The organism is Salmonella sp. 32031103-2018-00083-FB-01-SM-01, assembly GCF_017571995.1.
GTDB lineage: Bacteria > Pseudomonadota > Gammaproteobacteria > Enterobacterales > Enterobacteriaceae > Salmonella > Salmonella enterica.
The window spans coordinates 1244195-1269795 of sequence record NZ_JAGEQL010000001.1 but is presented as its reverse complement, the minus strand read 5'-3'; the positions used below and the strand labels follow the sequence as shown (position 1 = coordinate 1269795).

Annotated in this window: 22 protein-coding genes; 10 read left to right on the top strand and 12 right to left on the bottom strand. The window is 52.3% G+C overall.

Annotated features, from left to right (window positions below; genetic code table 11):
• Positions 1 to 41: 41 nt before the first annotated feature.
• Positions 42 to 386: a YejG family protein gene (locus tag J4614_RS06330; protein WP_001094639.1), complete on the top strand. Its 345-nt coding sequence runs from the start codon at positions 42 to 44 to the stop codon at positions 384 to 386.
• A 3-nt stretch (positions 387 to 389) separates the two neighbouring features.
• On the opposite strand, the gene yejF is transcribed toward J4614_RS06330, so the two are convergent.
• The 9 genes from yejF to yeiP all read right to left on the bottom strand — a co-directional run bounded on the left by yejF (position 390) and on the right by yeiP (position 11408).
• Positions 390 to 1979: a microcin C ABC transporter ATP-binding protein YejF gene (gene yejF / locus J4614_RS06325; protein WP_000203619.1), complete on the bottom strand. Its 1590-nt coding sequence runs from the start codon at positions 1977 to 1979 to the stop codon at positions 390 to 392.
• A gap of 1 nt (position 1980) precedes the next feature.
• A complete protein-coding gene (locus J4614_RS06320; protein WP_001137748.1) occupies positions 1981 to 3006 on the bottom strand; it encodes an ABC transporter permease in 1026 nt (341 codons plus the stop codon).
• Positions 3006 to 4100: a microcin C ABC transporter permease YejB gene (locus J4614_RS06315; protein ID WP_000501623.1), complete on the bottom strand. Its 1095-nt coding sequence runs from the start codon at positions 4098 to 4100 to the stop codon at positions 3006 to 3008. The genes J4614_RS06320 and J4614_RS06315 overlap by 1 nt, the downstream gene beginning before the upstream one ends.
• A 9-nt stretch (positions 4101 to 4109) precedes the next feature.
• On the bottom strand, positions 4110 to 5915 hold the full coding sequence (locus J4614_RS06310; RefSeq protein ID WP_023201575.1) for an extracellular solute-binding protein: 1806 nt from the start codon (positions 5913 to 5915) through the stop codon (positions 4110 to 4112).
• A 106-nt stretch (positions 5916 to 6021) separates the two neighbouring features.
• Positions 6022 to 7578 carry a cyclic di-GMP phosphodiesterase gene (locus tag J4614_RS06305; RefSeq protein ID WP_183052754.1) on the bottom strand — a complete coding sequence of 519 codons (1557 nt, stop codon included), beginning with the start codon at positions 7576 to 7578 and terminating at the stop codon, positions 6022 to 6024.
• A gap of 325 nt (positions 7579 to 7903) precedes the next feature.
• Entirely contained in the window at positions 7904 to 8476 is a 573-nt protein-coding gene (gene mepS, locus J4614_RS06300; RefSeq protein ID WP_000241015.1) for a bifunctional murein DD-endopeptidase/murein LD-carboxypeptidase, read from the bottom strand.
• A 413-nt stretch (positions 8477 to 8889) separates the two neighbouring features.
• The gene (locus J4614_RS06295; protein WP_000178091.1) at positions 8890 to 9609 is read right to left on the bottom strand and encodes a phosphatase PAP2 family protein; all 720 of its coding nucleotides are present in this window, start codon (positions 9607 to 9609) and stop codon (positions 8890 to 8892) included.
• A gap of 29 nt (positions 9610 to 9638) precedes the next feature.
• The gene (locus tag J4614_RS06290) at positions 9639 to 10625 is read right to left on the bottom strand and encodes a GTP-binding protein (RefSeq protein ID WP_000169350.1); all 987 of its coding nucleotides are present in this window, start codon (positions 10623 to 10625) and stop codon (positions 9639 to 9641) included.
• A 210-nt stretch (positions 10626 to 10835) separates the two neighbouring features.
• Positions 10836 to 11408, bottom strand: coding sequence for an elongation factor P-like protein YeiP (yeiP, locus tag J4614_RS06285; protein WP_001136822.1), 573 nt, complete (start codon positions 11406 to 11408; stop codon positions 10836 to 10838).
• A gap of 323 nt (positions 11409 to 11731) precedes the next feature.
• Here yeiP and J4614_RS06280 point away from each other — a divergent pair, with 323 nt between their 5' ends.
• The 3 genes from J4614_RS06280 to J4614_RS06270 all read left to right on the top strand — a co-directional run bounded on the left by J4614_RS06280 (position 11732) and on the right by J4614_RS06270 (position 13163).
• Positions 11732 to 11986, top strand: coding sequence for a YkgJ family cysteine cluster protein (locus J4614_RS06280; RefSeq protein ID WP_001523448.1), 255 nt, complete (start codon positions 11732 to 11734; stop codon positions 11984 to 11986).
• 387 nt (positions 11987 to 12373) lie between these two features.
• Complete coding sequence (locus tag J4614_RS06275) at positions 12374 to 12496, top strand: membrane protein (protein WP_001519564.1); 123 nt, start codon at positions 12374 to 12376, stop codon at positions 12494 to 12496.
• A gap of 1 nt (position 12497) precedes the next feature.
• The gene (locus J4614_RS06270) at positions 12498 to 13163 is read left to right on the top strand and encodes a GNVR domain-containing protein (RefSeq protein ID WP_001213881.1); all 666 of its coding nucleotides are present in this window, start codon (positions 12498 to 12500) and stop codon (positions 13161 to 13163) included.
• Positions 13164 to 13227: 64 nt separating this feature from the next.
• Here J4614_RS06270 and setB read toward each other — a convergent pair whose 3' ends face one another.
• Positions 13228 to 14409, bottom strand: coding sequence for a sugar efflux transporter SetB (gene setB, locus J4614_RS06265; RefSeq protein WP_000551934.1), 1182 nt, complete (start codon positions 14407 to 14409; stop codon positions 13228 to 13230).
• 369 nt (positions 14410 to 14778) lie between these two features.
• Here setB and fruB point away from each other — a divergent pair, with 369 nt between their 5' ends.
• Genes fruB through fruA form a run of 3 tightly spaced genes read left to right on the top strand, consistent with a single transcriptional unit; the run spans position 14779 to position 18552 of the window.
• Positions 14779 to 15909, top strand: a complete 1131-nt coding sequence (gene fruB, locus J4614_RS06260) for a fused PTS fructose transporter subunit IIA/HPr protein (protein ID WP_000487287.1) — start codon at positions 14779 to 14781, stop codon at positions 15907 to 15909.
• On the top strand, positions 15909 to 16847 hold the full coding sequence (gene fruK, locus J4614_RS06255) for a 1-phosphofructokinase (protein WP_000091249.1): 939 nt from the start codon (positions 15909 to 15911) through the stop codon (positions 16845 to 16847). Before fruB ends, fruK begins: the two co-directional genes overlap by 1 nt.
• Before the next feature lie 16 nt (positions 16848 to 16863).
• Positions 16864 to 18552 carry a PTS fructose transporter subunit IIBC gene (fruA, locus tag J4614_RS06250; RefSeq protein ID WP_000854408.1) on the top strand — a complete coding sequence of 563 codons (1689 nt, stop codon included), beginning with the start codon at positions 16864 to 16866 and terminating at the stop codon, positions 18550 to 18552.
• A 64-nt stretch (positions 18553 to 18616) separates the two neighbouring features.
• On the opposite strand, the gene nfo is transcribed toward fruA, so the two are convergent.
• Positions 18617 to 19474, bottom strand: a complete 858-nt coding sequence (nfo, locus tag J4614_RS06245; RefSeq protein WP_208293093.1) for a deoxyribonuclease IV — start codon at positions 19472 to 19474, stop codon at positions 18617 to 18619.
• A gap of 78 nt (positions 19475 to 19552) precedes the next feature.
• Positions 19553 to 20602: a YeiH family protein gene (locus tag J4614_RS06240; protein ID WP_000137966.1), complete on the bottom strand. Its 1050-nt coding sequence runs from the start codon at positions 20600 to 20602 to the stop codon at positions 19553 to 19555.
• Positions 20603 to 20722: 120 nt separating this feature from the next.
• Here J4614_RS06240 and yieE point away from each other — a divergent pair, with 120 nt between their 5' ends.
• The 3 genes from yieE (at position 20723) to cirA (ending at position 25580) form a co-directional block, all read left to right on the top strand.
• On the top strand, positions 20723 to 21586 hold the full coding sequence (yieE, locus tag J4614_RS06235; protein WP_000548316.1) for a DNA-binding transcriptional regulator YeiE: 864 nt from the start codon (positions 20723 to 20725) through the stop codon (positions 21584 to 21586).
• Positions 21587 to 21775: 189 nt separating this feature from the next.
• Complete coding sequence (gene lysP / locus J4614_RS06230; RefSeq protein ID WP_000534999.1) at positions 21776 to 23245, top strand: lysine-specific permease; 1470 nt, start codon at positions 21776 to 21778, stop codon at positions 23243 to 23245.
• Between the two features lie 343 nt (positions 23246 to 23588).
• The gene (gene cirA, locus J4614_RS06225; protein ID WP_061377519.1) at positions 23589 to 25580 is read left to right on the top strand and encodes a catecholate siderophore receptor CirA; all 1992 of its coding nucleotides are present in this window, start codon (positions 23589 to 23591) and stop codon (positions 25578 to 25580) included.
• The last annotated feature ends 21 nt before the right edge of the window (positions 25581 to 25601 follow it).

Sequence of the window (25601 nt, the reverse complement as noted above, 5' to 3'; positions counted from 1 at the left end):
GTAATTAAATTGTGAAGTAATTGTGCTTCCGGGGAAAGAAAGTGAATACATTACAGCTCTCAATTGTTCACCGTCTGCCGCAAAACTATCGCTGGTCGGCGGGTTTTGCGGGGTCAAAGGTTGAACCGATTCCGCAAAACGGGCAGAGCACCGAGAATAGTCTGGTGGCGCTTAAACTGTTGAGTCCGGCAGGCGATAGCGCGTGGTCAGTGATGCATAAGCTCAGCCAGGCGCTAAGCGATATTGAAGTTCCTTGCTCCGTGCTGGAGTGCGAAGGGGAACCGTGCCTGTTCGTTAATCGTCAGGATGAGTTTGCCGCCACCTGTCGGCTGAAAAATTTCGGCGTAGCGATAGCGGAACCTTTTTCTAACAATAATCCTTTTTAGGCGTCAGCTTAACGCGAGTAGCTGACGTGTATAGGCCTGTTGCGGTGCGGTAAACACGCGCTCGCATTGCCCCTGTTCAACCACCTCCCCCTGTCGCAGCACGATAACCTGATGGCACAGCGCGCGTACTACATGCAGATCGTGGCTAATGAAGATATAGGCCAGACGGTGCTTTTGCTGGAGCGATTTCAGGAGGGCAAGAATCTGCGCCTGAACGGTTTTATCCAGCGATGAGGTCGGTTCATCCAGAATAATAAGCGAAGGTTTTAAAATCAGTGCCCTGGCGACGGCGATACGTTGACGCTGGCCGCCGGAAAACTCAGCGGGGTAACGATGCCGCGTTTCCGGGTCCAGGCCGACTTCCATCATGACCGCTTTCACCTGCTGTTCGCGCTGCGCGCCTGAAAGCGTAGGCTGGTGGACGCGCAGGCCTTCTTCGATAATTTGCAAGACGTTTAAACGCGGGTTTAGCGATGAGTTCGGGTCCTGGAATACGACCTGGATACGGTGGCGAACAGGTAAAAGCTGGCGGCGGTTTAACGTATCCAGCGATTGACCGTCAAACACGATGCGGCCTTCGGAGCGGATAAGCCGTAACAGCGCCAGACCGGTGGTACTTTTTCCCGATCCTGACTCGCCGACCAGACCCAGCGTTTCGCCTGGATGCAGGGTGAAACTGATATTGTTAACCACCACATTATGATCCACGACGCGCTTCAGAATGCCTTTGCGGATCGGGAAGGCGACGCGCAGCCTGTCCACCTCCAGCAACGGCGTCTGCCCGGCGGGGAGCGGAACCGGATCGCCTGTGGGTTCGCTGTTGAGTAGTTTTTGCGTGTACGGATGGGTCGGCGCGGAGAGCAGCGTGTCGGCGCGTTGGTTCTCTACGCACTTGCCGTGTTGCATTACCGCCACCGAATCCGCCAGTTTTTTTACAATGCTGAGGTTATGGGTGATAAACAGCAATCCCATATTGAGCTCGCGCTGGAGTTCCCGCAGTAGAGATAAAATCTGCGCCTGTACGGAGACGTCGAGGGCGGTGGTCGGCTCATCGGCGATCAGTAATTCCGGCCGTGTTAACAGCGCCATGGCTATCATGACGCGCTGGCGTTCGCCGCCGGAAAGCTGATGCGGATAATCGCGCAGACGCTGGCTCGCCTGGCGGATACCGACCCGATCCAGACAACCGATCATCTCCGCCCTTGCCGCCTCCCGACGCATTCCCCGATGGAGCGACAGCACTTCATAGAGCTGTTTTTCCAGCGTATGCAGCGGGTTAAGTGAAACCATCGGTTCCTGAAAAATCATGGCGATTTTATTGCCGCGTACGCCGCGTAGCGTCTGCTCGCTGGCATGAAGCAATGATTCGCCGTGAAAGCGAATATCGCCGGAGAGGTAGACGGCGGGAGGGGTAGGCAAAAGACGCAGAATGGAAAGCGCCGTCACGCTTTTTCCTGACCCGGACTCGCCGACCAGCGCCAGCGTTTCCCCGGCGTTCACCTGTAACGAAATGGCGTTAACGACAGGGCGCACGTGCTGTTGCTGACGGAAACCTACCGATAAATTTTCAATCGCAAGCAATGGAGATGTCATCTTATACCGCCTTAGCAGGATCAAAGGCGTCGCGTACCGCTTCGCCGATAAAAATCAGCAGCGATAGCAGAATGGCGACAGACAGAAAGGCGGCGATCCCCAGCCAGGGAGCCTGTAAGTTGTTTTTCCCCTGTAAAAGAAGTTCGCCGAGAGAAGGGGAGCCAAGCGGCAGACCAAATCCCAGAAAATCCAGCGACGTCAGGGTGGTGATGGAGCTACATAAAATGAACGGTAAAAATGTCAGGGTAGCGACCATCGCATTAGGCAACATATGGCGCAGGATAATGTCACGATCGCTGACGCCAAGCGCCTGCGCGGCGCGGATATAGTCAAAATTGCGGGTCCGTAAAAACTCGGCGCGCACCACGCCCACCAGACTCATCCAGCCAAACAGTACGGTTATGGCCAGCAGCCACCAGAAGTTAGGCTGCACTACGCTGGAAAGTAAAATAATCAGAAACAGGGTCGGCATCCCCGACCAGACTTCGATGAGACGTTGCCCCCATAAATCGACTTTGCCGCCATAATAGCCCTGTAGCGCGCCCGCCAGTACGCCCATGACGCTGGAGCAAATCGTTAACATCAGGCCGAATAAAATAGAAATGCGGGTGCCGTACAGGATGCGGGCGAAAACGTCGCCGCCATTCGCATCGGTGCCCAGCCAGTTTTTCGCCGAAGGCGGGGAGGGGAAAGGCTGCGTGGTGGCAAAATTAATGGTATTGGCGCCAAAGCGTACGGGGGCCCACAACACCCAGCCCCGATTCTCAAGTTGCCGTTGTAGCCAGGGGTCCTGATAATCTGCCGTTGTCGCCAGCGGGCCGCCGAAATCGCGCTCGCTGTAATTTTTTACCAGCGGAAAATACCACTGGCCTTCATAGCGCACCAGCAATGGCTTATCGTTAGCAATCAGTTCCGCGCATAAGCTCAGGCTGAACACGATCAGGAAAATCCATAGTGACCAGTAGCCCCGGCGATTATGGCGGAAACGCGCCCAGCGGGCCTGATTGACCGGGCTTAATCGCGGCATTATCGTCCCTCAAAATCAATGCGTGGATCGACCAGCGTATAGCTGATATCGCTCAGGATATTCAGTAATAAGCCGATCAGGGTAAAGATATAAAGCGTGCCGAACATCACCGGATAGTCGCGCGAAACGGTTGCTTCATAACCCAGCAGCCCCAGGCCGTTGAGCGAGAACATGACTTCAATTAGCAGCGAGCCGGTGAAAAACATACTGATAAAAGTGGCGGGAAACCCGGCGATCACCAGCAGCATGGCGTTACGAAAAACATGTTTCCAGAGAATGTTTTTTTCACTCACGCCTTTAGCGCGAGCGGTAACGACATACTGTTTACGCACCTCGTCGAGAAACGAATTTTTCGTCAGCATCGTCAGGGCGGCAAAACCGCCGATGACGGTCGCCAACACCGGCAGCGTAATATGCCACAAATAATCGGTGATTTTTTGGTACCACGGTAATGTGTCAAAGTTGGCGGAGACCAGGCCACGTAGCGGAAAAATATCGTAGTAGCTGCCGCCGGCAAAAAAGACGATTAATAAAATAGCAAACAGAAAGGCGGGGATCGCATAACCGATAATGATAAACGCGCTGCTCCACACATCAAAGCGACTGCCGTTATGGACGGCTTTGCGAATCCCCAGCGGGATAGACACCAGATAAATAATCAGCGTGCTCCATAATCCCAGGGTAATGGAGACGGGAAGGCTGTCTTTGATCAGCGTTAGTACGGATGCGCTGCGAAACAGACTGTCGCCGAAGTCAAAAGAGAGATAGTCCCGTAGCATCTTGAAATAACGCTCATGCAGCGGTTTGTCGAAGCCGTAGCGATGGGTGATCTCCGCGATCACCTCCGGATCGAGTCCCCGGCCGCCGCGATAATGGCTGTCGCTGATATTGCCGACGCCGGTTTGCGCATGACTGGCGCGAACGCCTTCGCCGCTGGCGCCGGGCAACGCGCCGCCCTGGCCAAATTCAATCGCGGCAATCGCCTGATCGACAGGGCCGCCGGGAGCGATCTGCACGATAAAAAAGTTAATGGTAATAATGGCCCATAGCGTGGGGATCACCAGTAACAGACGGCGGATAAGATAGGCGCCCATTGATTCTTACTACCTCCTGGCTGCCGGTAGTTTGGCGGCTTTGTTGACATCATACCACCAGGTATCTAACCCGATGGTATATACCGGGCGAATCGCCGGATGGGAGAATTTATCCCACCAGGCGAGCCTGTCTTGCGCCATATACCACATCGGCAGCATGTAATAGTTCCAGGTCAGAACGCGATCCAGCGCCCGTCCCAGCGGCACCAGTTTCGCTTTATCACCCTGCGCTGCGATAATTTGCGCGATCAGTTTATCCACCACCGGGCTTTGTACGCCGGGAGCGTTATAACTGGAGTTAATGTATTCCGACGCCCATGAGATTTGTAGATCGGAGCTGGGCCAGGGCATCGCCCGCCATAGCCTCGGCATCATGTCATAGTCGCGGCTACGCATCCGGTTGGTGAGTTGAGAATTATCAACCTGACGGATAGTCATCGTAATGCCCAGACGCTGAAGATTATGCTGGAAGGGCAGAACCCACTGGCTATTACTGCTGGCAGGAAGGAGAAGTTCAAACGTCAGAGGCTTACCGGTGACGCTATTGACCCGTTGCTGTCCGTTGATCACCCATCCGGCCTGCGTCAACAAGGCGTCAGCTTTAAGAAGATTTTCGCGATCGTAGCCGTCGCCGTTAGAGACCGGCGGCTGATAGATCTGAGTGAAGACTTCAGGAGGAAGATCTTTTTTCATCGGCGCGAGTAATACCAGCTCATCGGCGTCAGGATAATTTCTGGCGGCGTACTCGGTATTCTGGAAGTAACTGTTGGTTCGGCTCCAGGCATTATAGAACAGCGCTTTATTCATCCACTCAAAATCGAAGGCCAGGGTGACGGCTTCACGTACCCGTCGGTCTTTAAATACCGGGCGCTGAATATTAAAGGCCAGCCAGCGTGTGTCCTGCGCCGACTCGTTTTTCTGCTCTTCTTTAATGATGTAATGATTATCGAAATTTTTACCGATGTAGCGCGTTGCCCAGTTTTTAGCGTCGTTTTCCAGCCGTAGATCAAATGCGCCCGCTTTAAACGCCTCGAAAGCGACATTGTCATCAAGGTAGTAATCGTAGCGGATAGTGTCGAGGTTAAAACGTCCACGATTGACCGGCAGATTAGCCGCCCAGTAGTTTTTGACGCGTGAATAGACAATGTATTGGCCCATTTTCCACTGAGTAATCCGGTATGGCCCGCTGGCTAAGGGCGGCGTTGAAAGCGGATCGCTGAGTTTGTGATTTTTCCAGAATTTTTCGGGCATGATCGGTAGTGAAAACAGACTAAGCATGTCTTCTTTACCAGGCTTCGCCAGCTCAATTCGCACGGTTAAAGGCGCAATCGCCTTCACGGTAGTACCTTTATAGACCAGACGGAACTGCGGTACGCCTTCGGTCATAAACTTATGAAAGGTAAAGGCTACGTCGCGGGCGGTAATGGGCGTGCCATCGTGAAAACGAGCGCGGGGGTTAATCGAGATTTCCACCCAGGAATAGTCGGCGGCATAGCGGGCATGGTCGGCAATCAGCGGGTAATAGCTTCCGGGTTCATCATCCGAAGTGGTAAAAAGCGTATCGTAAAGGGCTTCGGTACGTACGCCGGGATTGCCGCGCAGCGAATAGCGATTGAAATTATCGAACGTACCAATGGCGGAAAGCGTCATCTGACCGCCTTTCGGCGCAGCAGGATTCACATAATCAAAGTGATCAAAGTTAAAAGCATACTTAGGTTCGCCGAGTACGGCGAAAGCGTAGCTTTCTTTGATTTCCTGGGCCTGGGCGCCAGCGCTAACCAGTGCGACAAGCAGAAGCATTACGCGCGCAATCATCTGAAGGCGGTTTCCTTATCGTATTGCCCGCTGCAAACCGGCAGGCGTTTCGCTGAATAATAAGTGACGTTGCGTCTGATGTGAATCCGTTAAAACCGTAAGGGGACTACCATTCAGGCACGGAAGGCGCCGACATCCACAGCACGAAATCTTTTAGGGGTAAAGGACGGCTAATCCAGTACCCCTGCAAGTAATTAACACCGTGATCGCGTAGCCAACGGGCCTGCTCCGGCGTTTCAACGCCCTCGGCCACCGTCAGCATATTCAGGCGTCTGGAGAGCGTCAGCACGGTATCCAGAACCGGCGACGTGACGGTTTCCGTGCCGATCGCCTGGATAAAGCCGCGATCGATTTTCAGATAATCTAAAGTAAATCGCTCCAGATAAATCAGGGCGCTATGGCCTGTACCGAAATCATCTATAGCGATTTCAAACCCGGCGGAATGCAGCCATTCGAACAGTTTGGCCGCTTCATACTGCTGAAGCATATCGCGTTCAGTGATTTCCAGCACGATATGAAAATGGTGCGCGGGCAGGGCGTCCCTGAGCCGGTGCATATCCTCTTTAAAACTGTCGCTGTGCAGATGTTCCGGCGCGATGTTAATGCCAAATTTGGCACCGACGGGCATCACCTTCTGTAGCGTGGGCGCGTCGCGGGCGATCAGCTCGAACAGATGCTGCGTTAACGGTACGATAAGTTGCTGCGCTTCGGCATAGTGGATAAAGGCATCCGGCGGAATCTCTCCTGCCGTAGGGTGACGCCAGCGCAGTAAGACTTCAAGCCCGGTGACGTTCAGCGTACGAGTATCGACGACGGGCTGATAAACCACATAAAACTGCTCGTGTTTGATCGCCGTTAAAATCTCTTTGCCCGGTCGCGTCCTGAGGGCATAGATAAAGTAACAGATAAACCCTGCTACGATGCCGCTAATGCAGCCCAGCATCAACGCATACCATAAGTCATTGTAGGTCCAGCTATCGGCATAAAGCTGTATTTTAAGCGGCAGGCCGTTGATAGTTGCCTGTCGTGATGGCGCGCCCGGCAGCTCCGCGACGGTCAGCAGACGCGAAGAAAAAGTCGACAGCGCGGTATTGCCGACAATCAGCGCGATGCCGTTAAAATCGTCCTGGCGCGTGGTATAGAGTAAGTAGGGCGTCAGGTTAATATTCAGCGATGTGAATACGCCGCTGTCATTTAATAATGGGTTCCGATACCAAATCACCATTGTCGGTTTGTTGGGCATCATTGGCGTGCCGGGCAGAATCGCCATAGCAACGTCTTTGCGGATATCTATATCCGGTACCAGTTGCTGAAGCGGCATATTCATGGCGCCAGTGGCGGAAGAGCAAAACACTTTTTTATCTTTAATCAATAAGAAGGCGCGGACATTAAGGCTAAAAGCGGCTCTTGAGGTAAGTTCTGCGCTAACCTGCTGACAGGTGTTGATCGTCAACGGCTGAAGAATATCGGTGGTGGCTTTCAGGTCGGCGAAATAGCTGGCCAGGTAATGTTGTACATCAGAAAGGAGCGTATTGTATTTAACATCCCGTTTATGCCACGACAGGAAAAATTGCAGGCTACCAATAAGTAATGCTGCTGCCATCCCCGTAATGATACAGGTAAGCAGGATTTTCCGACCGGAAGAGGAGTCGCGTGTAAGCATAATTCCTGGTGTGACCTGAAAAGGCGGATGCCGGTTAATCTGGTTGATTTATAAGACTATAGCCTGGATTACCCCGGATAGTCATGCTTTTCTGTGATGCGCAGGAAAGCGTATTGTCGCAGTAGCCGTTGGGGGAAACGACCTGAATGCCTGATGGCACTATGTTTATCAGGCCTACGTTCGTGTGTGGTAGGCTGGATAAGAGGCGACACGTCGCCATTCGGCAAAATGGGTTCAGAAGGGATAATAAGCAAAAGCACTGCCGAAGCAGTGCTTTTTATGTCGTCTCATCAGGTAAGCCAAGGGAGGTGCTGCCTGATGAAGATTAACTGCGGCTCAGAACTCGACGCGCTTCATTGTAGCGTTTTTTCCAGTACGGTTCGTTCATACTGGAGATAATGACGCCGCTACTGGTAGACGCATGGACAAACTGGTTATTGCCGATATAAATACCGACATGACGACCAGTGGAACCGGCGCGGAACAGAACCAGATCGCCCGTACGCAGGTTATTGCGTGAAACTGCTTTGCCCATTTCCTGCTGTTCATAGGTTGAACGCGGAAGCTCTAAACCAAACTGTTCACGGAAGGTGCGCTGTACAAAGCTGGAACAGTCGACGCCTTTCTTAGTGCTGCCGCCCAGGCGGTAACGCACGCCTTTCCAGTCAGCATACTGATCCATAATCCGCGACTTAACGTCGAGGTTACGCACCATATTTTCAAATTCATCCTGAGAGGCTTGCAGTGAAGAGCTATCGCTATTGCCCACAGCATGCGTCTCAGAATGCATATTCTTTGCGGTATTGGTGGTTGTGCTACAAGCAGAAAGCAGAACCGCAACTGCAATCGCAGGAATCCCGCGCAAAATATATCTCAAAATCGGTTGAGATTTGACCATGTTGTTTGTTTTCCCTTGAAGTCCTTAACGATAAATATCGTTATAAAAATGCCAAACGTGATGAGACTAATTACCTGCACAGCTTGAGACAATTCTTTGTGCACAAATCTGTGGCGGAACGCACAAATTTATTCGCAATGAGAATAATTATCTGGCGAGGCAAAACGAGTTTGAGATTACCCGATTGTTGCTGTCATTGCGAGCGATTTCGCGTGATTTTTTATAAGAATTTATGATACGAAAAGTGAACTATCAGCACGGGTCAAATTAAGCGCAGATCGTTTAAAAATCGTGCAACCTGTTCATTTTGCAGAGGAATAATATGACCGAAAAATGATGGGCTGGGGGAATATCATCATAAATTACCTTCAACGATGTAAAACTATCGCTGAAGGTAATGTTAATTACATGGGTTATTTGTTTAAAATTTGTTTATTTCCGCCCGGGAGATAATTCTCAAAAAGCGCTATCGCCCGGTCGCTGAGCGGGGTCATCAGCCACCAGGGGAGGCCAATCAAAATAACCGTGAGCGACCCGACCACAATATCGGTGAACCAGTGAGCGCCAATCATAACGCGCGGAAACGCGAAAACCACAAATATAATAAGGGCGATAATCCCCGCCGTTTTGCCGAAATAACGCAGCATAAAGGCGGAAAATATCAGCAGCATCATACCGTGATCGCCTGGGAAACTGTCTTTTGACGCGTCTTTTGTCGGGATGTGCAGCAACTCGCTGACACGATAAATATGCTCAAAAGAGAGCGTTGGGCTGGCGCGCTTGACGGGGATCAGCGCCTGACCGAGTTGGTTAAGCACCACCGCTGTTAGCAGCATGACCAATCCGATTATCACAATGCGCCGCCGACCCGACGCGTCTTCTTTTAGCCAGAAACTGAGCATCAGTCCGCCCATCGCCAGCAGCGAACAGCCGTCAAACGCCCGATTATTGGTAATAGCGACCCACCAGAGGAACGCGTGGCTTTCCACCAGTTTCTGGTTAAAGAAGTGGAATATGCCGGAATCAATGGTGAACCAGAAACCGTGATTGACGGGGAGATACCATGACAAAAACAGCGCCAGACCGGCGGCATTAAGCAGAATTATCAAGGAATAGCGGGTTTTCATCGTCATTTCGCCATAGTTTTTAAACGGTGGCAACCTTACGCGTGCGTCGCTAAACGAAGCTTCAACAAGGCCGTCTGTAACGTATTCCAGTCGGTTTCTGTGTTTGAGATAAGTTCAACCCGGCTATCCGGCGGCGCGACACTCTGTGTTTCGATGTGTAGGTCATCGCCCTGGCGATTGATGCGTACCAGCCCCTCTTGTATGCGCATAACGCCTTTCACCCGGCCCACCGGCGCCAGACGAGCCCATTCGAGGAGGCCAATGGTGTCAAACACGGTATCGGCATCGAAAATCCAGCCGCAGGCCTGATGACCTTGTCCGCTATTGAGGCTGCGTCGCCAGCGCTGCTGGGCGGGCAGATTTAGCGCGGCGAGTCCTTTTTTACTGGCATGAGTGTGAGAATGCGCGGCGCTGGCTGGCAGTTCCGCCAGATTTTGTCGTGGTAAATCCAGAAGCTTACCGTCTATCTGTCCATGTTCGGCATGAATCAGTTGGCGATCGCCGCCGTACTGTCGCCACCACTGTTGCAGGGCGGCATCGCTCTGCGCCGTGGCGCGATCGGTTTTATTGGCGATGATAATATCGGCTGAGGCGAGCTGATCGCGGAAATTTTCATTGGCGACGCTCTGTTGGTCCAGTAGCAGGCGAGGGTCAAGGATGCAGAGCGTGGCGCGTAAATCAATCCACGGCTCATAAACCGGCGCAGTTAATAAATCCAGAATCTGTTTTGGGTGCCCCAGTCCGGTTGGTTCAATCAGCAACCGGTCAGGTTTGCCCTGGCGTAGCAGCGTGTTGAGCCCCACCTGCATAGGCAATCCGTTGACGCAGCACATGCAGCCGCCGGGGATCTCTTTTAGCAGTGCGCCGCTGTCGGCAAGCAGCGCGCCGTCAATACCCACTTCGCCAAATTCATTAACCAGGACGGCCCACTTTTCAGCCGGATCTTTATGGGCTAATAAATGAAGGATAGAGGTGGTTTTTCCGCTACCGAGAAATCCAGTAATAAGATTGGTTTTGGTCACGTCAGCTCCAGAATATTGATACAACATAACAACTTTAATAATCCTGGCGAATAAACGTGAAAAAGAGAAGCGCTGAGTTGACGAAGTCGTGCTTCTGCCATCTTAATAGCAGAAAATGTTAAATTTTTAACGTTTCTCTTTCCTGGTGCAGAACAGTCAATAAATAAAAGGTCAGACTGCGCCCTGGGGCGCAGCCGAAAAATGCGAAACTTAATCCGCGCGCCCCATATAACGGCGCTCTTCGATATGAATGCGGATTTTCTCACCTGCGCTCAGGTATTCGGGAACCTGAATCACCAGACCGGTGCTTAATGTCGCGGGTTTGTTACGTGCGCTGGCGGACGCCCCTTTAATACCCGGCGCGGTTTCGACGATTTCCAGATCCACGGTCTGCGGAAGCTCTAGCGCCAGCAGTTGGCCATCCCAGGTCAGAACCTGCATATCCGGCATTCCGCCTTCAGGCATAAACAGCAACTCTTCTTCAATCTGATCTTTGGTGAAGGTATACGGCGTATAGTCTTCTTTATCCATGAACACATATTCGTTGCCATCGACATAAGAAAAGTCAACGCCGCGACGGCTCAGGGTGACGGTATCAACGATATCGTCGCCTTTGAAACGTTCTTCCACTTTCAGACCGGTGCGGACATCGGAAAAACGCATTTTATACAGTGTGGCGGCGCCACGGGCGGTAGGCGACTGAATGTCGATATCTTTCACAATCAGCAATTTGCCGTTGTAGTTCAGTACCATACCTTTTTTGATTTCGTTCGCTCTTGGCATCGAGGAGATCCTGTTGTAGAGATTATCTAAAATATCGCGTAAAACTACTCGCGCCGGGCCGTCCAGGCAAGTGGAATTGTCACTTTTGCTGGTGCAAAAAAGGTGATACTGTTCGCCCGCTTTCCGCCCCGCATTCAACGAGAATACGCGATGGCATGTCGCCCGGAGGGGGAAGTGTGCTGTGTTGTCCCTTCTGTTTCCAGCCTTGTCTTCGGAATGTCTGAGGGCAGGCCTGATCATGATGACGTCCACATTTTAAATCTGGATTTTTCTTTGGACAAATTCTGTTATCTTTCATTTGGTTATAAATAGAGGGGCTGAGCATGGACTGTCGTAGCGGTTGTGGCGCTTGCTGTATTGCGCCTTCAATTTCGTCGCCGATACCCGGAATGCCGAATGGCAAGCCGATGAATACCAGATGCGTGCAGCTTTCGGAAGATAACTTGTGCCTTATCTTTGGCTCGCCTTTACGCCCAAAAGTGTGCTCTGGTTTGCAACCGACAGGGGACATGTGTTTAACGACCCGGGAAGAGGCCATTATTTATTTGCTGGAACTCGAACAGAAAACTTTACCATGAGCTAAGCCGCTTTTGATAAATGCGTAGGGGCTTATGTTATATCCCGAAATAATCTGAAAAAGCTGCGCATCAAATTACCTCCTTTTACCATTAAATAGCGTAATACATGCTTCCCTTATTTCGTGGCTTCTGAAGCGGTAGATGTCGCCGCTCAACCCCGTTGGTGACTGAGCGTGTACCGAATAAACCGTCACACAAAACAAAAACGATCAATTTTATTTATATGATAGTTTCTATCTATTAAAAAGAGGGATTTTGATCGATTTTAATTATTTATAACGATCGATATCGTGAATTTGATAGTTTATATCTATCATTGATGTATTTACCGATCGATATAACCAGTGTGAATGTGTTGTTATTTTCCTTTAAAATACTCGAATTCTTATGTGTGGGTTTTATCTTATGAAGAAATATACGTTCGCAGCCAGGGCGTTTATTTTTACGCTGGTGTTGCTTTTTGTTATTTCAGTATTCGGGTTGACTATTAGCGTTTTAAAAGGGATGTGAAATGCGGGGAGAAAATAGTGAAATTGATTTAGTCGACGTTTCCTTATTCCTTATAAGAAAATGGCTAAGTATCATGATCGCTACCTTTATTTTTGTTGCCATTGGCTATGTTTTTGTGAGCGTGCAGCATGATACAAAGGTTGTGAGTATGACAATCAAACCTAATCTGGATACGCCTGCTACCTATGCGTTATGTGGCTATACTAATGATATTCAATGTAAAACAACGGTTATCCTTAACCAGTTTAGCCGTTTCTTGCCTGCGGAATATAAAAATAAAATAAGTTTTGACGCGAAAAATCAGCTTGTCTTTTTTAAGGCGCAGGGGAGGGAAGAAAGCGTCAATAATATTATTTCCACCCTGAAAAATAGTGTCGATAAAATGGCAGCATGGTATATCGATGATGGTGACATTAAACGTTATGGCGTGCATAAAAATATGTTAAAAACGGAAACATATGCAAAGCTATCATTGTTGTCGGAGGCGGTTAAAAATAATGCTAACATTGAAGTGATAGATGTTGCTGTTACACCAAAATATAAGATGCGGCTGGTGTTAGTCCTTTGCGGACTGATGGGCGTAATTTTCTCAATAACCGGTCTTTTATGTAGGAGGGCGCTAACAGAATATCGTATTGAGAAAAAGACAATGAATGACCGCGCATGAACATTGCGCAGAGATAAACTCTGCGCTGAAATGTGTCGAAGAGTAAAAGTATCAGGCTTGCAAGTTAAACATCTTTAATACGCGCCAGGCAGAACATGGTGGCGACAATCATGACTAACGCAAACCAGAAGACCGCATGATAATTCCAGATTTCTGCGGCGATTCCCGCCAGCGAACCGGCAATGATCCAGCCGACGCGAATGGTATTGGTATACAGCGTGGTGGCTGAACCCGCCTGGCCTGGCATGAGATCCTGAAAATAGAGCATGCCAATCCCGCCAAGAATGCCGATGTAAATCGCGTTCAGCAACTGCAAGCCGAGCAACGTCGCCGGTGCGTGCGCCAGCAACATACCCGCATAAAAGCACAGTCCGGCGACAACGGCGATGCACATTAACAGGCGTTTTCCCAACCGTTTGGCGAAGTAACCTGCAATCAGCATTGTGGGAATCTCCAGCCCGGCGGCGGTGCCCATCATCACGCCTGCAAGTTTTTCCGGAAGATGCAGCTCATTGATGATAAACAGCGGCATATTAATGATATACAGGCTGTTAGTTCCCCACATTAACGTACAGATGACAAACAACAACAGCGTATCGCGGCGATTACGACGCGGTGCTTCCAGCGTACCGGTTGCCAGCGGCGCATCTTTGCGCATTGACGGTAAAAAGAACCACACCATGACGCCGCAGACGATAAAAGCTACCGCCGCGCTCAAATACATCACCGTAAAGCTAAAACCCATCGCCAGCGCATAGGCCAGCGGCGGCCCAATGACCCAGGCCAATGAGACCTGGGCGCGGAGGATTGAGCTGAACATCACCGCTTCACGACCTGTACGATCGGCATGTTCACGGGCCAGCGCAAACATCTGCGGGTTGGCGGTAGAGCCGAAGCTACTGAGAAAGACGCCGATGAACAGCAAAATAAAGTAGTTGCGGTTCCAGGCAAACAACACGCAGGCCAACATGCCCAGCACGCAACAGAAAACGATCAGTTTTTTGCGATCGCCTTTTTTATCTGAGCGACCCGCCAGAAACTGGCTCACGATAATGCCGATAACCGCGCTGCCGGTAAAAAAGAATCCCACCATGCCGGGACGGGCGTGAACCTCATCCGTCAGAAAAATACTGAGCGTCGGCGTCTGTAACGCACCGGCAATACCGGTGAGAAAAGCGACGATCAAAAAGGCGGTAGACGTCAGGTCAAATGATTTAGGCGCAGCGGCGGCGGGACTGTTGTGCATGTTTCTATATCAGTGGTGTGAAGAGAGGCGGAGTTTACGCTGCCCGTCAGAAAATAAACAGGCGTCTGAATCAAAATCGACACGAAAAATCAAAATAGCATTCCAATTTGTTACCAGGGCGTGCTGACGCAAGCTGAAAGAAAAAAGCTGAAGCCTTTTATGCGTCAGCTATTGAGGGGCTGTTGGAGAAAAAATGTGCTTCACCTCAAAAAATTGCTACAAAACCGGTAACTTTTCTTGCGTGCTGAAGCAGAAAGATCCAGACTTCTTGAAACGTTTCAGCGCGATCTGGTTTTTTTTGATAACTCAGATTGGCGCTTTTTTTCTCATAGTGGCTGAATCGTTTCAATTCAGCAGGAGAGGAGACACATGTTCCAGTTATCGGTTCAGGACATTCATCCGGGCGAGCAGGCCGGAAATAAAGAAGAGGCCATTCGGCAAATCGCCGCCGCGTTAGCGCAGGCGGGGAATGTGGCGGGCGGCTATGTTGACGGTATGCTGGCGCGCGAACAGCAAACCTCGACCTTTCTTGGCAATGGTATTGCGATTCCCCATGGCACAACAGACACGCGCGATCAGGTGCTGAAAACCGGCGTCCAGGTCTTTCAATTCCCGCAGGGCGTTACCTGGGGAGAAGGCCAGGTCGCCTATGTGGCGATTGGTATTGCCGCCAGTTCGGACGAACACCTCGGCCTGCTGCGTCAGTTGACGCATGTGCTGAGCGATGACTCCGTGGCTGAACAGCTGAAATCCGCGACAACGGCGGAAGAGCTGCGCGCATTGCTGATGGGCGAGAAGCAAAGTGAACAATTAAAACTTGATAACGAGACGATGACGCTGGATGTCATCGCCAGCTCGCTGGTCACATTGCAGGCGCTAAATGCGGCGCGTCTGAAAGAGGCGGGAGCGGTTGATGCGGCATTCGTCGCAAAAACGATTAACGACAGTCCGATGAATCTGGGACAAGGTATCTGGCTGAACGACAGCGCGGAAGGCAATTTGCGCAGCGCTGTTGCGGTAAGCCGTGCGACTCAGGCGTTTGACGTAGAGGGTGAAAAAGCAGCCTTATTAGTCACTGTCGCGATGAACGACGAGCAGCCGATTGCCGTGCTAAAACGCCTCGGCGACCTGTTGCTGAACAATAAAGCCGATCGTCTGCTGAGCGCCGACGCCGCGACGCTGCTGGCGTTGCTGACCAGTGATGATGCGCTGACGGATGACGTACTGAGCGCGGAATTTGTAGTGCGTAATGAGCATGGTCTCCATGCCCGTCCGGGCACCATGCTGGTGAATACGATTAAACAATTTAACAGTGAAATTACCGTGACAAACCTTGATGGAACCGGCAAACCGGCAAACGGACGTAGTCTGATGAAAGTGGTGGCATTAGGCGTGAAGAAAGGCCATCGTCTGCGCTTTACCGCGCAGGGTGAAGATGCTGAACAGGCGCTGAAAGCGATTGGCGATGCGATCGCCGCCGGTCTCGGGGAGGGCGCATAATGAGCAGGCGTGTTGCCACCATTACCCTTAATCCGGCTTACGATCTGGTTGGGTTTTGCCCTGAAATCGAACGCGGCGAAGTGAACCTGGTGAAAACCACGGGTCTGCACGCGGCGGGCAAAGGCATTAACGTTGCCAAGGTGCTGAAAGACTTAGGCATCGACGTCACCGTCGGCGGTTTTCTCGGTAAAGATAACCAGGACGGTTTTCAGCAATTGTTCAGCGAACTGGGCATCGCTAACCGCTTTCAGGTGGTTCAGGGCCGGACCCGCATCAACGTGAAGCTGACGGAAAAAGATGGCGAAGTGACCGACTTCAACTTTTCCGGCTTTGACGTGACCCCCGCAGACTGGGAACGCTTTGTTAACGACTCCCTGAGCTGGCTGGGCCAGTTCGATATGGTCTGCGTCAGCGGTAGCTTACCGGCTGGCGTGAGTCCGGAAGCGTTCACCGACTGGATGACGCGTCTGCGCAGCCAGTGTCCATGCATTATCTTTGATAGTAGCCGTGAAGCGTTAGTCGCCGGTCTTAAAGCTGCGCCGTGGCTGGTGAAACCGAATCGCCGCGAACTGGAAATTTGGGCGGGTCGTAAGCTCCCGGAAATGAAAGATGTGATTGATGCGGCGCACGCGTTACGCGAACAGGGTATCGCCCATGTGGTGATTTCGCTGGGGGCGGAAGGCGCGCTGTGGGTTAACGCCTCAGGAGAATGGATCGCTAAACCACCGGCAGTTGACGTGGTAAGTACCGTCGGCGCAGGCGATTCCATGGTTGGCGGATTGATTTACGGCCTGCTGATGCGTGAGTCCAGCGAACATACGCTGCGTCTGGCGACGGCGGTTGCCGCGCTGGCGGTCAGCCAGAGCAATGTGGGTATTACCGATCGTCCTCAGTTGGCCGCAATGATGGCGCGCGTCGACTTACAACCGTTTAACTGACAGCAGGAGAGGCATAATGAAAACGCTGCTGATAATTGACGCTAATCTCGGCCAGGCTCGCGCTTACATGGCGAAAACCCTGCTTGGAGCGGCGGCACATAAAGCAAATCTGGAAATTATCGACAATCCGAATGATGCTGAGCTGGCGATCGTACTGGGCGAATCTCTGCCGAACGACAATGCTCTGAACGGCAAAAAGGTTTGGCTGGGGGATATTGGTCGCGCCGTCGCGCATCCGGAACTGTTTCTGAGTGAAGCCAAAAGCCATGCGACCCCTTACAGCGCCCCTGCTGCGGCTGCTCCTGCGGCGAGCGGCGGTCCGAAACGCGTGGTCGCGGTAACGGCCTGCCCGACCGGCGTCGCTCATACTTTTATGGCGGCTGAAGCCATTGAAACAGAAGCGAAAAAACGCGGCTGGTGGGTAAAAGTCGAAACGCGCGGCTCCGTGGGGGCCGGCAATGCCATCACCCCGGAAGAGGTGGCGGAAGCGGATTTAGTGATTGTGGCGGCGGATATCGAAGTGGATCTGGCGAAGTTTGCCGGTCTCCCAATGTACCGCACGTCGACCGGCCTGGCGCTGAAAAAGACGGCGCAGGAGCTGGATAAAGCCGTAGCGGAAGCGACGCCGTATCAACCGGCGGGTAAGGCATCGCAAGCGGCGACCGAAGGGAAGAAAGAGAGCGCTGGCGCATACCGGCATCTGTTGACGGGTGTTTCTTACATGCTGCCTATGGTGGTTGCCGGGGGACTATGTATTGCGCTTTCCTTCGCCTTTGGTATTGAAGCCTTTAAGGTGCCGGACACGCTGGCGGCGGCGCTGATGCAGATTGGCGGCGGTTCGGCGTTTGCGCTGATGGTGCCGGTACTGGCGGGTTATATCGCTTTCTCCATCGCGGATCGCCCAGGCCTTACGCCAGGTCTGATTGGCGGTATGCTGGCGGTTAGCACCGGTTCCGGTTTTATCGGCGGGATCATTGCCGGCTTCCTTGCCGGGTATATGGCGAAGCTTATCAGTACCAAACTGAAACTTCCGCAAAGTATGGAAGCGCTGAAGCCAATCCTGATCATCCCGTTAATTTCCAGTCTGGTGGTGGGGCTGGCGATGATTTACCTGATCGGTAAACCGGTTGCCGGGATTCTGGAAGGGCTCACCCACTGGCTGCAAACCATGGGGACGGCAAACGCGGTGCTGCTGGGCGCGATTCTCGGCGGGATGATGTGTACCGACATGGGGGGCCCGGTGAACAAAGCGGCGTATGCGTTTGGCGTTGGTCTGCTGAGTACGCAAACTTACGCGCCGATGGCGGCTATCATGGCCGCAGGTATGGTACCGCCGTTAGCGCTGGGTCTGGCGACGATGGTGGCGCGTCGTAAATTCGACAAAGCGCAGCAGGAAGGCGGTAAAGCGGCGTTGGTGCTGGGGCTGTGCTTTATCACTGAAGGCGCTATTCCGTTTGCGGCGCGCGACCCGATGCGTGTACTGCCGTGCTGTATCGTTGGCGGCGCGTTGACCGGGGCTATTTCTATGGCGGTAGGCGCAAAATTGATGGCGCCGCATGGCGGTCTGTTTGTTCTGCTTATCCCAGGCGCAATTACGCCGGTATTGGGATACCTGCTGGCAATTGTGGCCGGTACGCTGGTGGCAGGGCTGGCTTATGCCGTCCTGAAACGTCCGGAGACGGAAGTCGCGGCAAAAGCGGCGTAAGAGAAACACGCTAAAAAAGGCAGAGCGCGCTCTGCCTTTTTTATTGCCTGAAGAACATTGAGCGTCAGGCCATCGCTTCGGCAATTTGCTGGGCTTTTAACCACGCAATCTCTTCCGCCCAGATATCAGGATTGATGGTCTCCAGTATCAGCGGAATACCGTCAAAACGCGCATCCTGCATAATCCAACGAAACGCATCGTGGCCGATATTGCCTTCACCCAGACTGTGATGGCGGTCAACGCGGCTACCGAAGGTGCTTTTGGCGTCGTTCAGGTGCATTCCGCGCAAATACTGAAATCCGACAATTTTCCCGAATTCGGCGAACGTTTTTTCGCACGCCTCTGGCGTACGCAGATCGTATCCGGCGGCAAAGGCATGGCAGGTATCGATACAGACGCCAACGCGCGACTTATCTTCCACGCCGTCGATGATGGCGGCTAACTGTTCAAACTCAAACCCCAGATTACTGCCCTGACCGGCTGTATTTTCGATAACCGCCGTAACGCCCTCGGTCTGCGTGAGGGCGATATTGATGGATTCCGCGATCCGCGCCAGGCAATCCTCCTGTGCAATCTGCATCAGATGGCTACCGGGATGAAAATTAAGCAAGGTTAAGCCGAGTTGTTCACAGCGCTGCATTTCATCGAGAAAGGCATCGCGTGATTTTTCCAGCGCTTCACTGACCGGATGGCCCAGATTAATCAGGTAACTATCGTGGGGAAGAATTTGCGCCGCCGAGAAATGATACTTTTCACAGGCGATTTTAAAGTCATCAATGACCTGGGGAGTAAGGGGGGCGGCACGCCACTGACGCTGGTTTTTTGTGAAAAGCGCAAAGGCCGTTGCGCCAATTTCAGCCGCGCGGGCAGGGGCGTTAGCCAGACCGCCAGCAGCGCTGACGTGCGCTCCGATGTATTTCATAAAAGACTCCTGTTAAACCCGCTAACGGTTCATTACGAACGCTATGATAACGGGTTAACAGGCGTGAAACGTAATAATTTATGCGATAAGGCTATGGATTAGGACGTTAATGGCGCCACCGCCAATAATCAGCCAGGCGAATAATGCCAGCGCCATCAGCAGCGGTTTCGCCCCCGCTTTTTTCAATGCGCTAACGTGAGTGGTCAGACCCAACGCCGCCATCGCCATCGCCAGCAGTACCGTGTCCAGCGTCACCAGCATATCCACCACGGCTTTCGGCAGCAGGTGGAAAGAGTTGAAGATCGCCACTACGATGAAGAAAATAGCAAACCACGGAATGGTAATTTTGCTTTTTTCCGCGCCGGTCGCCGGGGAAAGCTGTTTAACGCGTGCTGCCAGAATGATCAGGAACGGCGCCAGCATCATGACACGCAGCATCTTAGCGATAACTGCCGCATTTTCTGCATCCGGGCTAACGGCGTGACCCGCTGCGACCACTTGCGCGACTTCATGCATGGTTGAGCCGATATAGATGCCGTAAGTTTCCGGGCTGAACCAGTGCGCCAGCAGCGGATACATTGCCGGGTAAAGGAAAATAGCGATGGTGCCGAAAATAACGACAGTCGCGACGGCTACAGTAACCTTACTGGCTTCCGCTTTTACCACCGGTTCTGTCGCCAGTACCGCCGCCGCGCCGCAGATACTGCTACCGGCGCCAATCAGCCAACTGGTGTGCCTGTCCAGACCAAAGACTTTTTGGCCTAAGAAGCAGGCCAGCATGAACGTGCTGGAAAGCGTTAATACGTCAATCACAATACCGCTAATGCCCACATCGGCGATTTGTGAAAAGGTAAGGCGGAAGCCGTAAAGGATAATCCCTAAACGCAGCAGATGTTGTTTTGCAAACAGCACGCCGCCGTCGCATTGTTTCCATATTTGTGGATAGACGGTATTCCCGATAACCATACCCAGCAGGATAGCCAGGGTCAGGGCGCTGAACCCCGCGCCTGCAACGGCAGGGATAGCGCCGCCCCACAGGGCGACTCCTGTAATGACGGCGCTCAGAGCGAGCCCCGGTATAAAATGCCACATTGTACGACGATGATTCTGCAAGGTGAGTTCTGTCATAACCTTCTCCTGTATATGGACAATAAGGTTACGGTGATCTGGTTTAAAAATAAAATTGATTATATATTTATAATTAATCTTTATAAGTGGTAAGTGAAACGCTATCGGTGGGATACGACTATGCATATTACGCTACGACAACTTGAAGTGTTTGCTGAAGTACTGAAAAGCGGTTCAACAACCCAGGCGTCGGTCATGCTGTCATTATCGCAGTCCGCCGTTAGCGCCGCGCTCACCGATCTGGAAGGTCAGCTCGGCGTACAGTTGTTTGATCGGGTGGGGAAACGGTTGGTGGTCAACGAACATGGGCGCTTATTATATCCGCGCGCGCTGGCATTGCTGGAGCAAGCGGTAGAAATTGAGCAGCTATTTCGTGAAGATAACGGCGCGATACGGGTTTATGCCAGTAGCACCATCGGCAATTACATTTTACCCGCCATGATTGCCCGCTATCGCCAGCATTATCCGGCCTTGCCGCTGGAACTCAGCGTGGGAAACAGCCAGGACGTGATTAACGCGGTGCTGGATTTTCGGGTTGATATCGGCCTGATTGAAGGACCATGTCACAGTACAGAGATTATCTCTGAGCCGTGGCTGGAAGATGAGCTGGTGGTCTTTGCCGCGCCGTCCTCGCCGCTGACGCAGGGGCCGGTGACGCTGGAACAGCTTGCGGCATCCCCATGGATTTTACGCGAGCGCGGTTCCGGTACGCGGGAAATTGTCGATTATTTGCTGTTGTCGCATTTGCCGCGCTTTCATATGGCGATGGAGTTGGGGAATTCAGAAGCGATCAAACATGCGGTGCGTCATGGACTGGGGATAAGCTGTTTATCGCGCCGGGTGATTGCTGAACAACTCCAGGCGGGAACCCTGGGCGAAGTCGCGGTGCCGTTACCGCGCCTGGTGCGCACGTTGTGGCGTGTTCATCATCGGCAGAAACATCTTTCTAACGCGTTGCAGCGTTTTTTGAGTTACTGTGAATAAAGGTGAAGAGGAGGGCTGCCCGGGCGGCATCGCCATTTTTAGTATCCGCTTACGTATACGTTATTCTCTGCTTTACTTATAATCCGTGGCCGGTCATGAAGGTCTCTTATAACCGCGCATTTGTGTCGGAAGGATAGTATTTCGTCTGTTACAATCGCGCCTCATTTTTTGGATGGATAGCATTTTCACATGGGTTCCAAAACTAAAACCACAGAAGCGCCCGCGCTACGTCGCGAATTAAAGGCGCGTCACCTGACGATGATTGCCATTGGCGGCTCCATCGGGACAGGTCTTTTCGTTGCATCTGGTGCGACAATTTCTCAGGCGGGGCCAGGCGGCGCGCTGTTTTCTTATATTCTGATTGGTTTGATGGTCTACTTCCTGATGACCAGTCTTGGCGAGCTGGCGGCCTATATGCCGGTATCTGGCTCGTTTGCGACATATGGTCAGAACTATGTGGAAGAAGGCTTTGGTTTCGCGCTGGGCTGGAACTACTGGTACAACTGGGCGGTGACTATCGCTGTTGACCTGGTTGCCGCACAATTGGTGATGGGCTGGTGGTTCCCGGATACGCCGGGCTGGATCTGGAGCGCGCTATTCCTCTGCGTCATTTTCTTGCTGAACTACATTTCCGTACGCGGTTTTGGCGAGGCGGAGTACTGGTTCTCGTTAATTAAAGTCGCGACCGTTATTATCTTCATCATCGTTGGCGTAGCGATGATTATCGGCATCTTTAAAGGTGTCGAGCCGGTCGGCTGGAGCAACTGGACGACGGGTGATGCGCCTTTCGCTGGCGGTTTTGCGGCAATGATTGGCGTCGCGATGATCGTGGGCTTCTCTTTCCAGGGAACTGAGCTGATTGGTATTGCCGCCGGGGAATCTGAAAACCCGGAGAAGAATATTCCGCGCGCGGTGCGTCAGGTATTCTGGCGTATTCTGCTGTTTTATGTTTTCGCGATTTTGATTATCAGCCTAATCATTCCTTATACCGATCCAAACCTGCTGCGTAACGACGTCAAAGACATTAGCGTCAGTCCGTTTACCTTAGTGTTCCAGCATGCGGGCTTGTTGTCTGCGGCGGCGATAATGAATGCGGTTATCCTGACGGCGGTACTGTCTGCGGGTAACTCCGGGATGTATGCCTCGACCCGTATGCTCTACACCCTGGCCTGTGACGGTAAGGCCCCGCGTATTTTTGCGAAATTGTCCCGCGGCGGCGTACCGCGCAATGCGCTTTATGCCACCACCGTGATTGCCGGTCTTTGCTTTTTGACCTCAATGTTCGGCAACCAGACGGTCTATCTGTGGCTGTTGAACACCTCCGGTATGACGGGCTTCATCGCCTGGCTGGGGATTGCCATTAGCCATTATCGCTTCCGTCGCGGTTACGTGATACAAGGGTATGATGTGAATGATTTGCCGTACCGTTCCGGGTTCTTCCCGCTGGGGCCGATTTTCGCCTTTGTACTGTGCCTGATTATTACGTTGGGGCAGAACTATGAAGCGTTCCTGAAAGATACCATCGACTGGGGCGGCGTCGCGGCGACCTATATCGGTATTCCGCTGTTCCTGCTTATCTGGTTCGGCTACAAGCTGATAAAAGGCACGCATTTCGTGCGCTATAGCGAAATGCACTTCCCGGAACGCGTTAAAAAGTAACGCGGTATTCTCGTCATGGCCGGATAGGCTTTATGCCGCTAGCCGGCACGGACTGCCTGAACTTGTCCCTTCTAACCCTCTCATTCGAGAGGGTTTTTCGTTTTTTCTTCATGATTGGTTCAAATGACATAATTATTAACAATTAAATTGATAATTATTATCGTTTGCTTTATCGTTACGCTCGAAATCAGAAAGGATGAAGATTCGGGCGCGACCGTCACTAATGAGCCCGACTCGCCTGCATAAAAAGAGTTCGCCGTGATAACCGTTATCGCAGGCGAAACGTAATGCGTTGTGAGCGATAACCGATTTTTTTGTCGTATTTACCTCATGGAGAAATGGAATGTTTAGGTTTAACCCTTTCGTTCGGGTAGGGCTTTGTATGTCCGCAGTTACGTTGGCCTGGCCGGTTGCCGCGGCAACGGATGATGGTGAAACCATGGTCGTTACCGCGTCCGCTATCGAACAAAATCTGAAAGATGCGCCAGCAAGTATCAGCGTCATTACCCAGCAAGATTTACAGCGCAGGCCCGTGCAAAACCTGAAAGATGTCCTGAAAGAGGTGCCGGGCGTACAGCTCACTAACGAAGGGGATAACCGTAAAGGCGTGAGTATTCGTGGTCTGGACAGCAGTTATACGCTGATCCTGATCGACGGTAAGCGCGTTAACTCCCGTAACGCGGTCTTCCGCCATAATGATTTTGATCTGAACTGGATACCGGTTGACGCTATCGAACGCATTGAAGTGGTGCGTGGCCCCATGTCCTCGCTGTATGGCTCCGATGCGCTGGGCGGCGTGGTCAACATTATCACCAAAAAAATTGGTCAGAAATGGCACGGCAGCGTCACGGTTGATTCCACTATTCAGGAACATCGCGACCGTGGCGATACCTATAACGGCCAGTTCTTTACCAGCGGTCCGCTGATCGACGGCGTGCTGGGAATGAAAGCCTACGGTAGCCTGGCGAAACGCGAAAAAGACGAGCAGCAGAGTTCCGCCACCACCGCTACGGGTGAAACTCCGCGCATTGAAGGATTTACCAGCCGGGATGGAAACGTCGAGTTTGCCTGGACACCAAACGAAAATCATGACGTTACCGCAGGCTACGGTTTTGATCGCCAGGACCGGGACTCCGACTCGCTGGATAAAAACCGTCTGGAACGGCAAAACTATGCGTTGAGCCATAACGGACGTTGGGATCTCGGCAATAGCGAGCTCAAATTCTACGGCGAAAAAGTGGAAAACAAAAACCCCGGCAACAGTAGCCCTATCACGTCAGAAAGCAATTCGATTGACGGGAAATACGTTCTGCCGTTAGCGTCTGTCAACCAGTTCCTCACCTTCGGCGGCGAATGGCGTCACGATAAACTGAGCGATGCGGTCAACCTGACCGGCGGTTCCAGTACTAAAACCTCCGCCAGCCAGTATGCTCTGTTCCTTGAAGATGAGTGGCGCATCTTCGAACCGCTGGCGCTGACCACCGGTATTCGTATGGATGACCATGAAACCTATGGCGATCACTGGAGCCCGCGTGCTTATCTGGTTTATAACGCAACGGATACCCTGACGGTGAAAGGTGGGTGGGCCACGGCCTTTAAAGCGCCGTCGCTATTGCAATTAAGTCCGGACTGGGCGACCAACTCCTGCCGTGGAGGATGCCGCATTATCGGTAGCCCGGATCTGAAACCTGAAACCAGTGAAAGCTGGGAGCTCGGCCTTTATTACCGTGGCGAAGAAGGCATACTGGAGGGTGTGGAAGCGAGCGTTACTACGTTCCGTAACGATGTGGACAATCGCATCAGCATTAGCCGTACCGCTGACGTTAACGCCGCGCCCGGCTATTCCAACTTTGTCGGTTTCGAAACCAACAGTCGGGGACAGCGCGTTCCGGTCTTCCGTTATTACAACGTGAATAAAGCGCGTATTCAGGGTGTGGAAACCGAGTTGAAAGTTCCGTTTAACGAGGCGTGGAAACTGTCGTTGAATTACACCTATAACGACGGACGCGACGTCAGTAATGGCGGGAACAAGCCGCTTTCCGATCTGCCGTTCCACACCGCGAACGGTACGCTGGACTGGAAACCGGCGCAGCTCGAAGACTGGTCATTCTACATATCAGGGAATTATACCGGGCGTAAGCGGGCCGACAGCGCAACGGCGAAAACGCCGGGTGGGTACGTGGTCTGGGATACCGGCGCGGCATGGCAGGCGACGAAAAATGTTAAACTGCGTGCGGGCGTTCTGAACGTGGGCGATAAAGATCTCAAACGCGACGACTACGGTTACACCGAAGACGGACGTCGTTACTTTATGGCGGTGGATTACCGTTTCTGACAGAGACTGGCGACAGCCGCG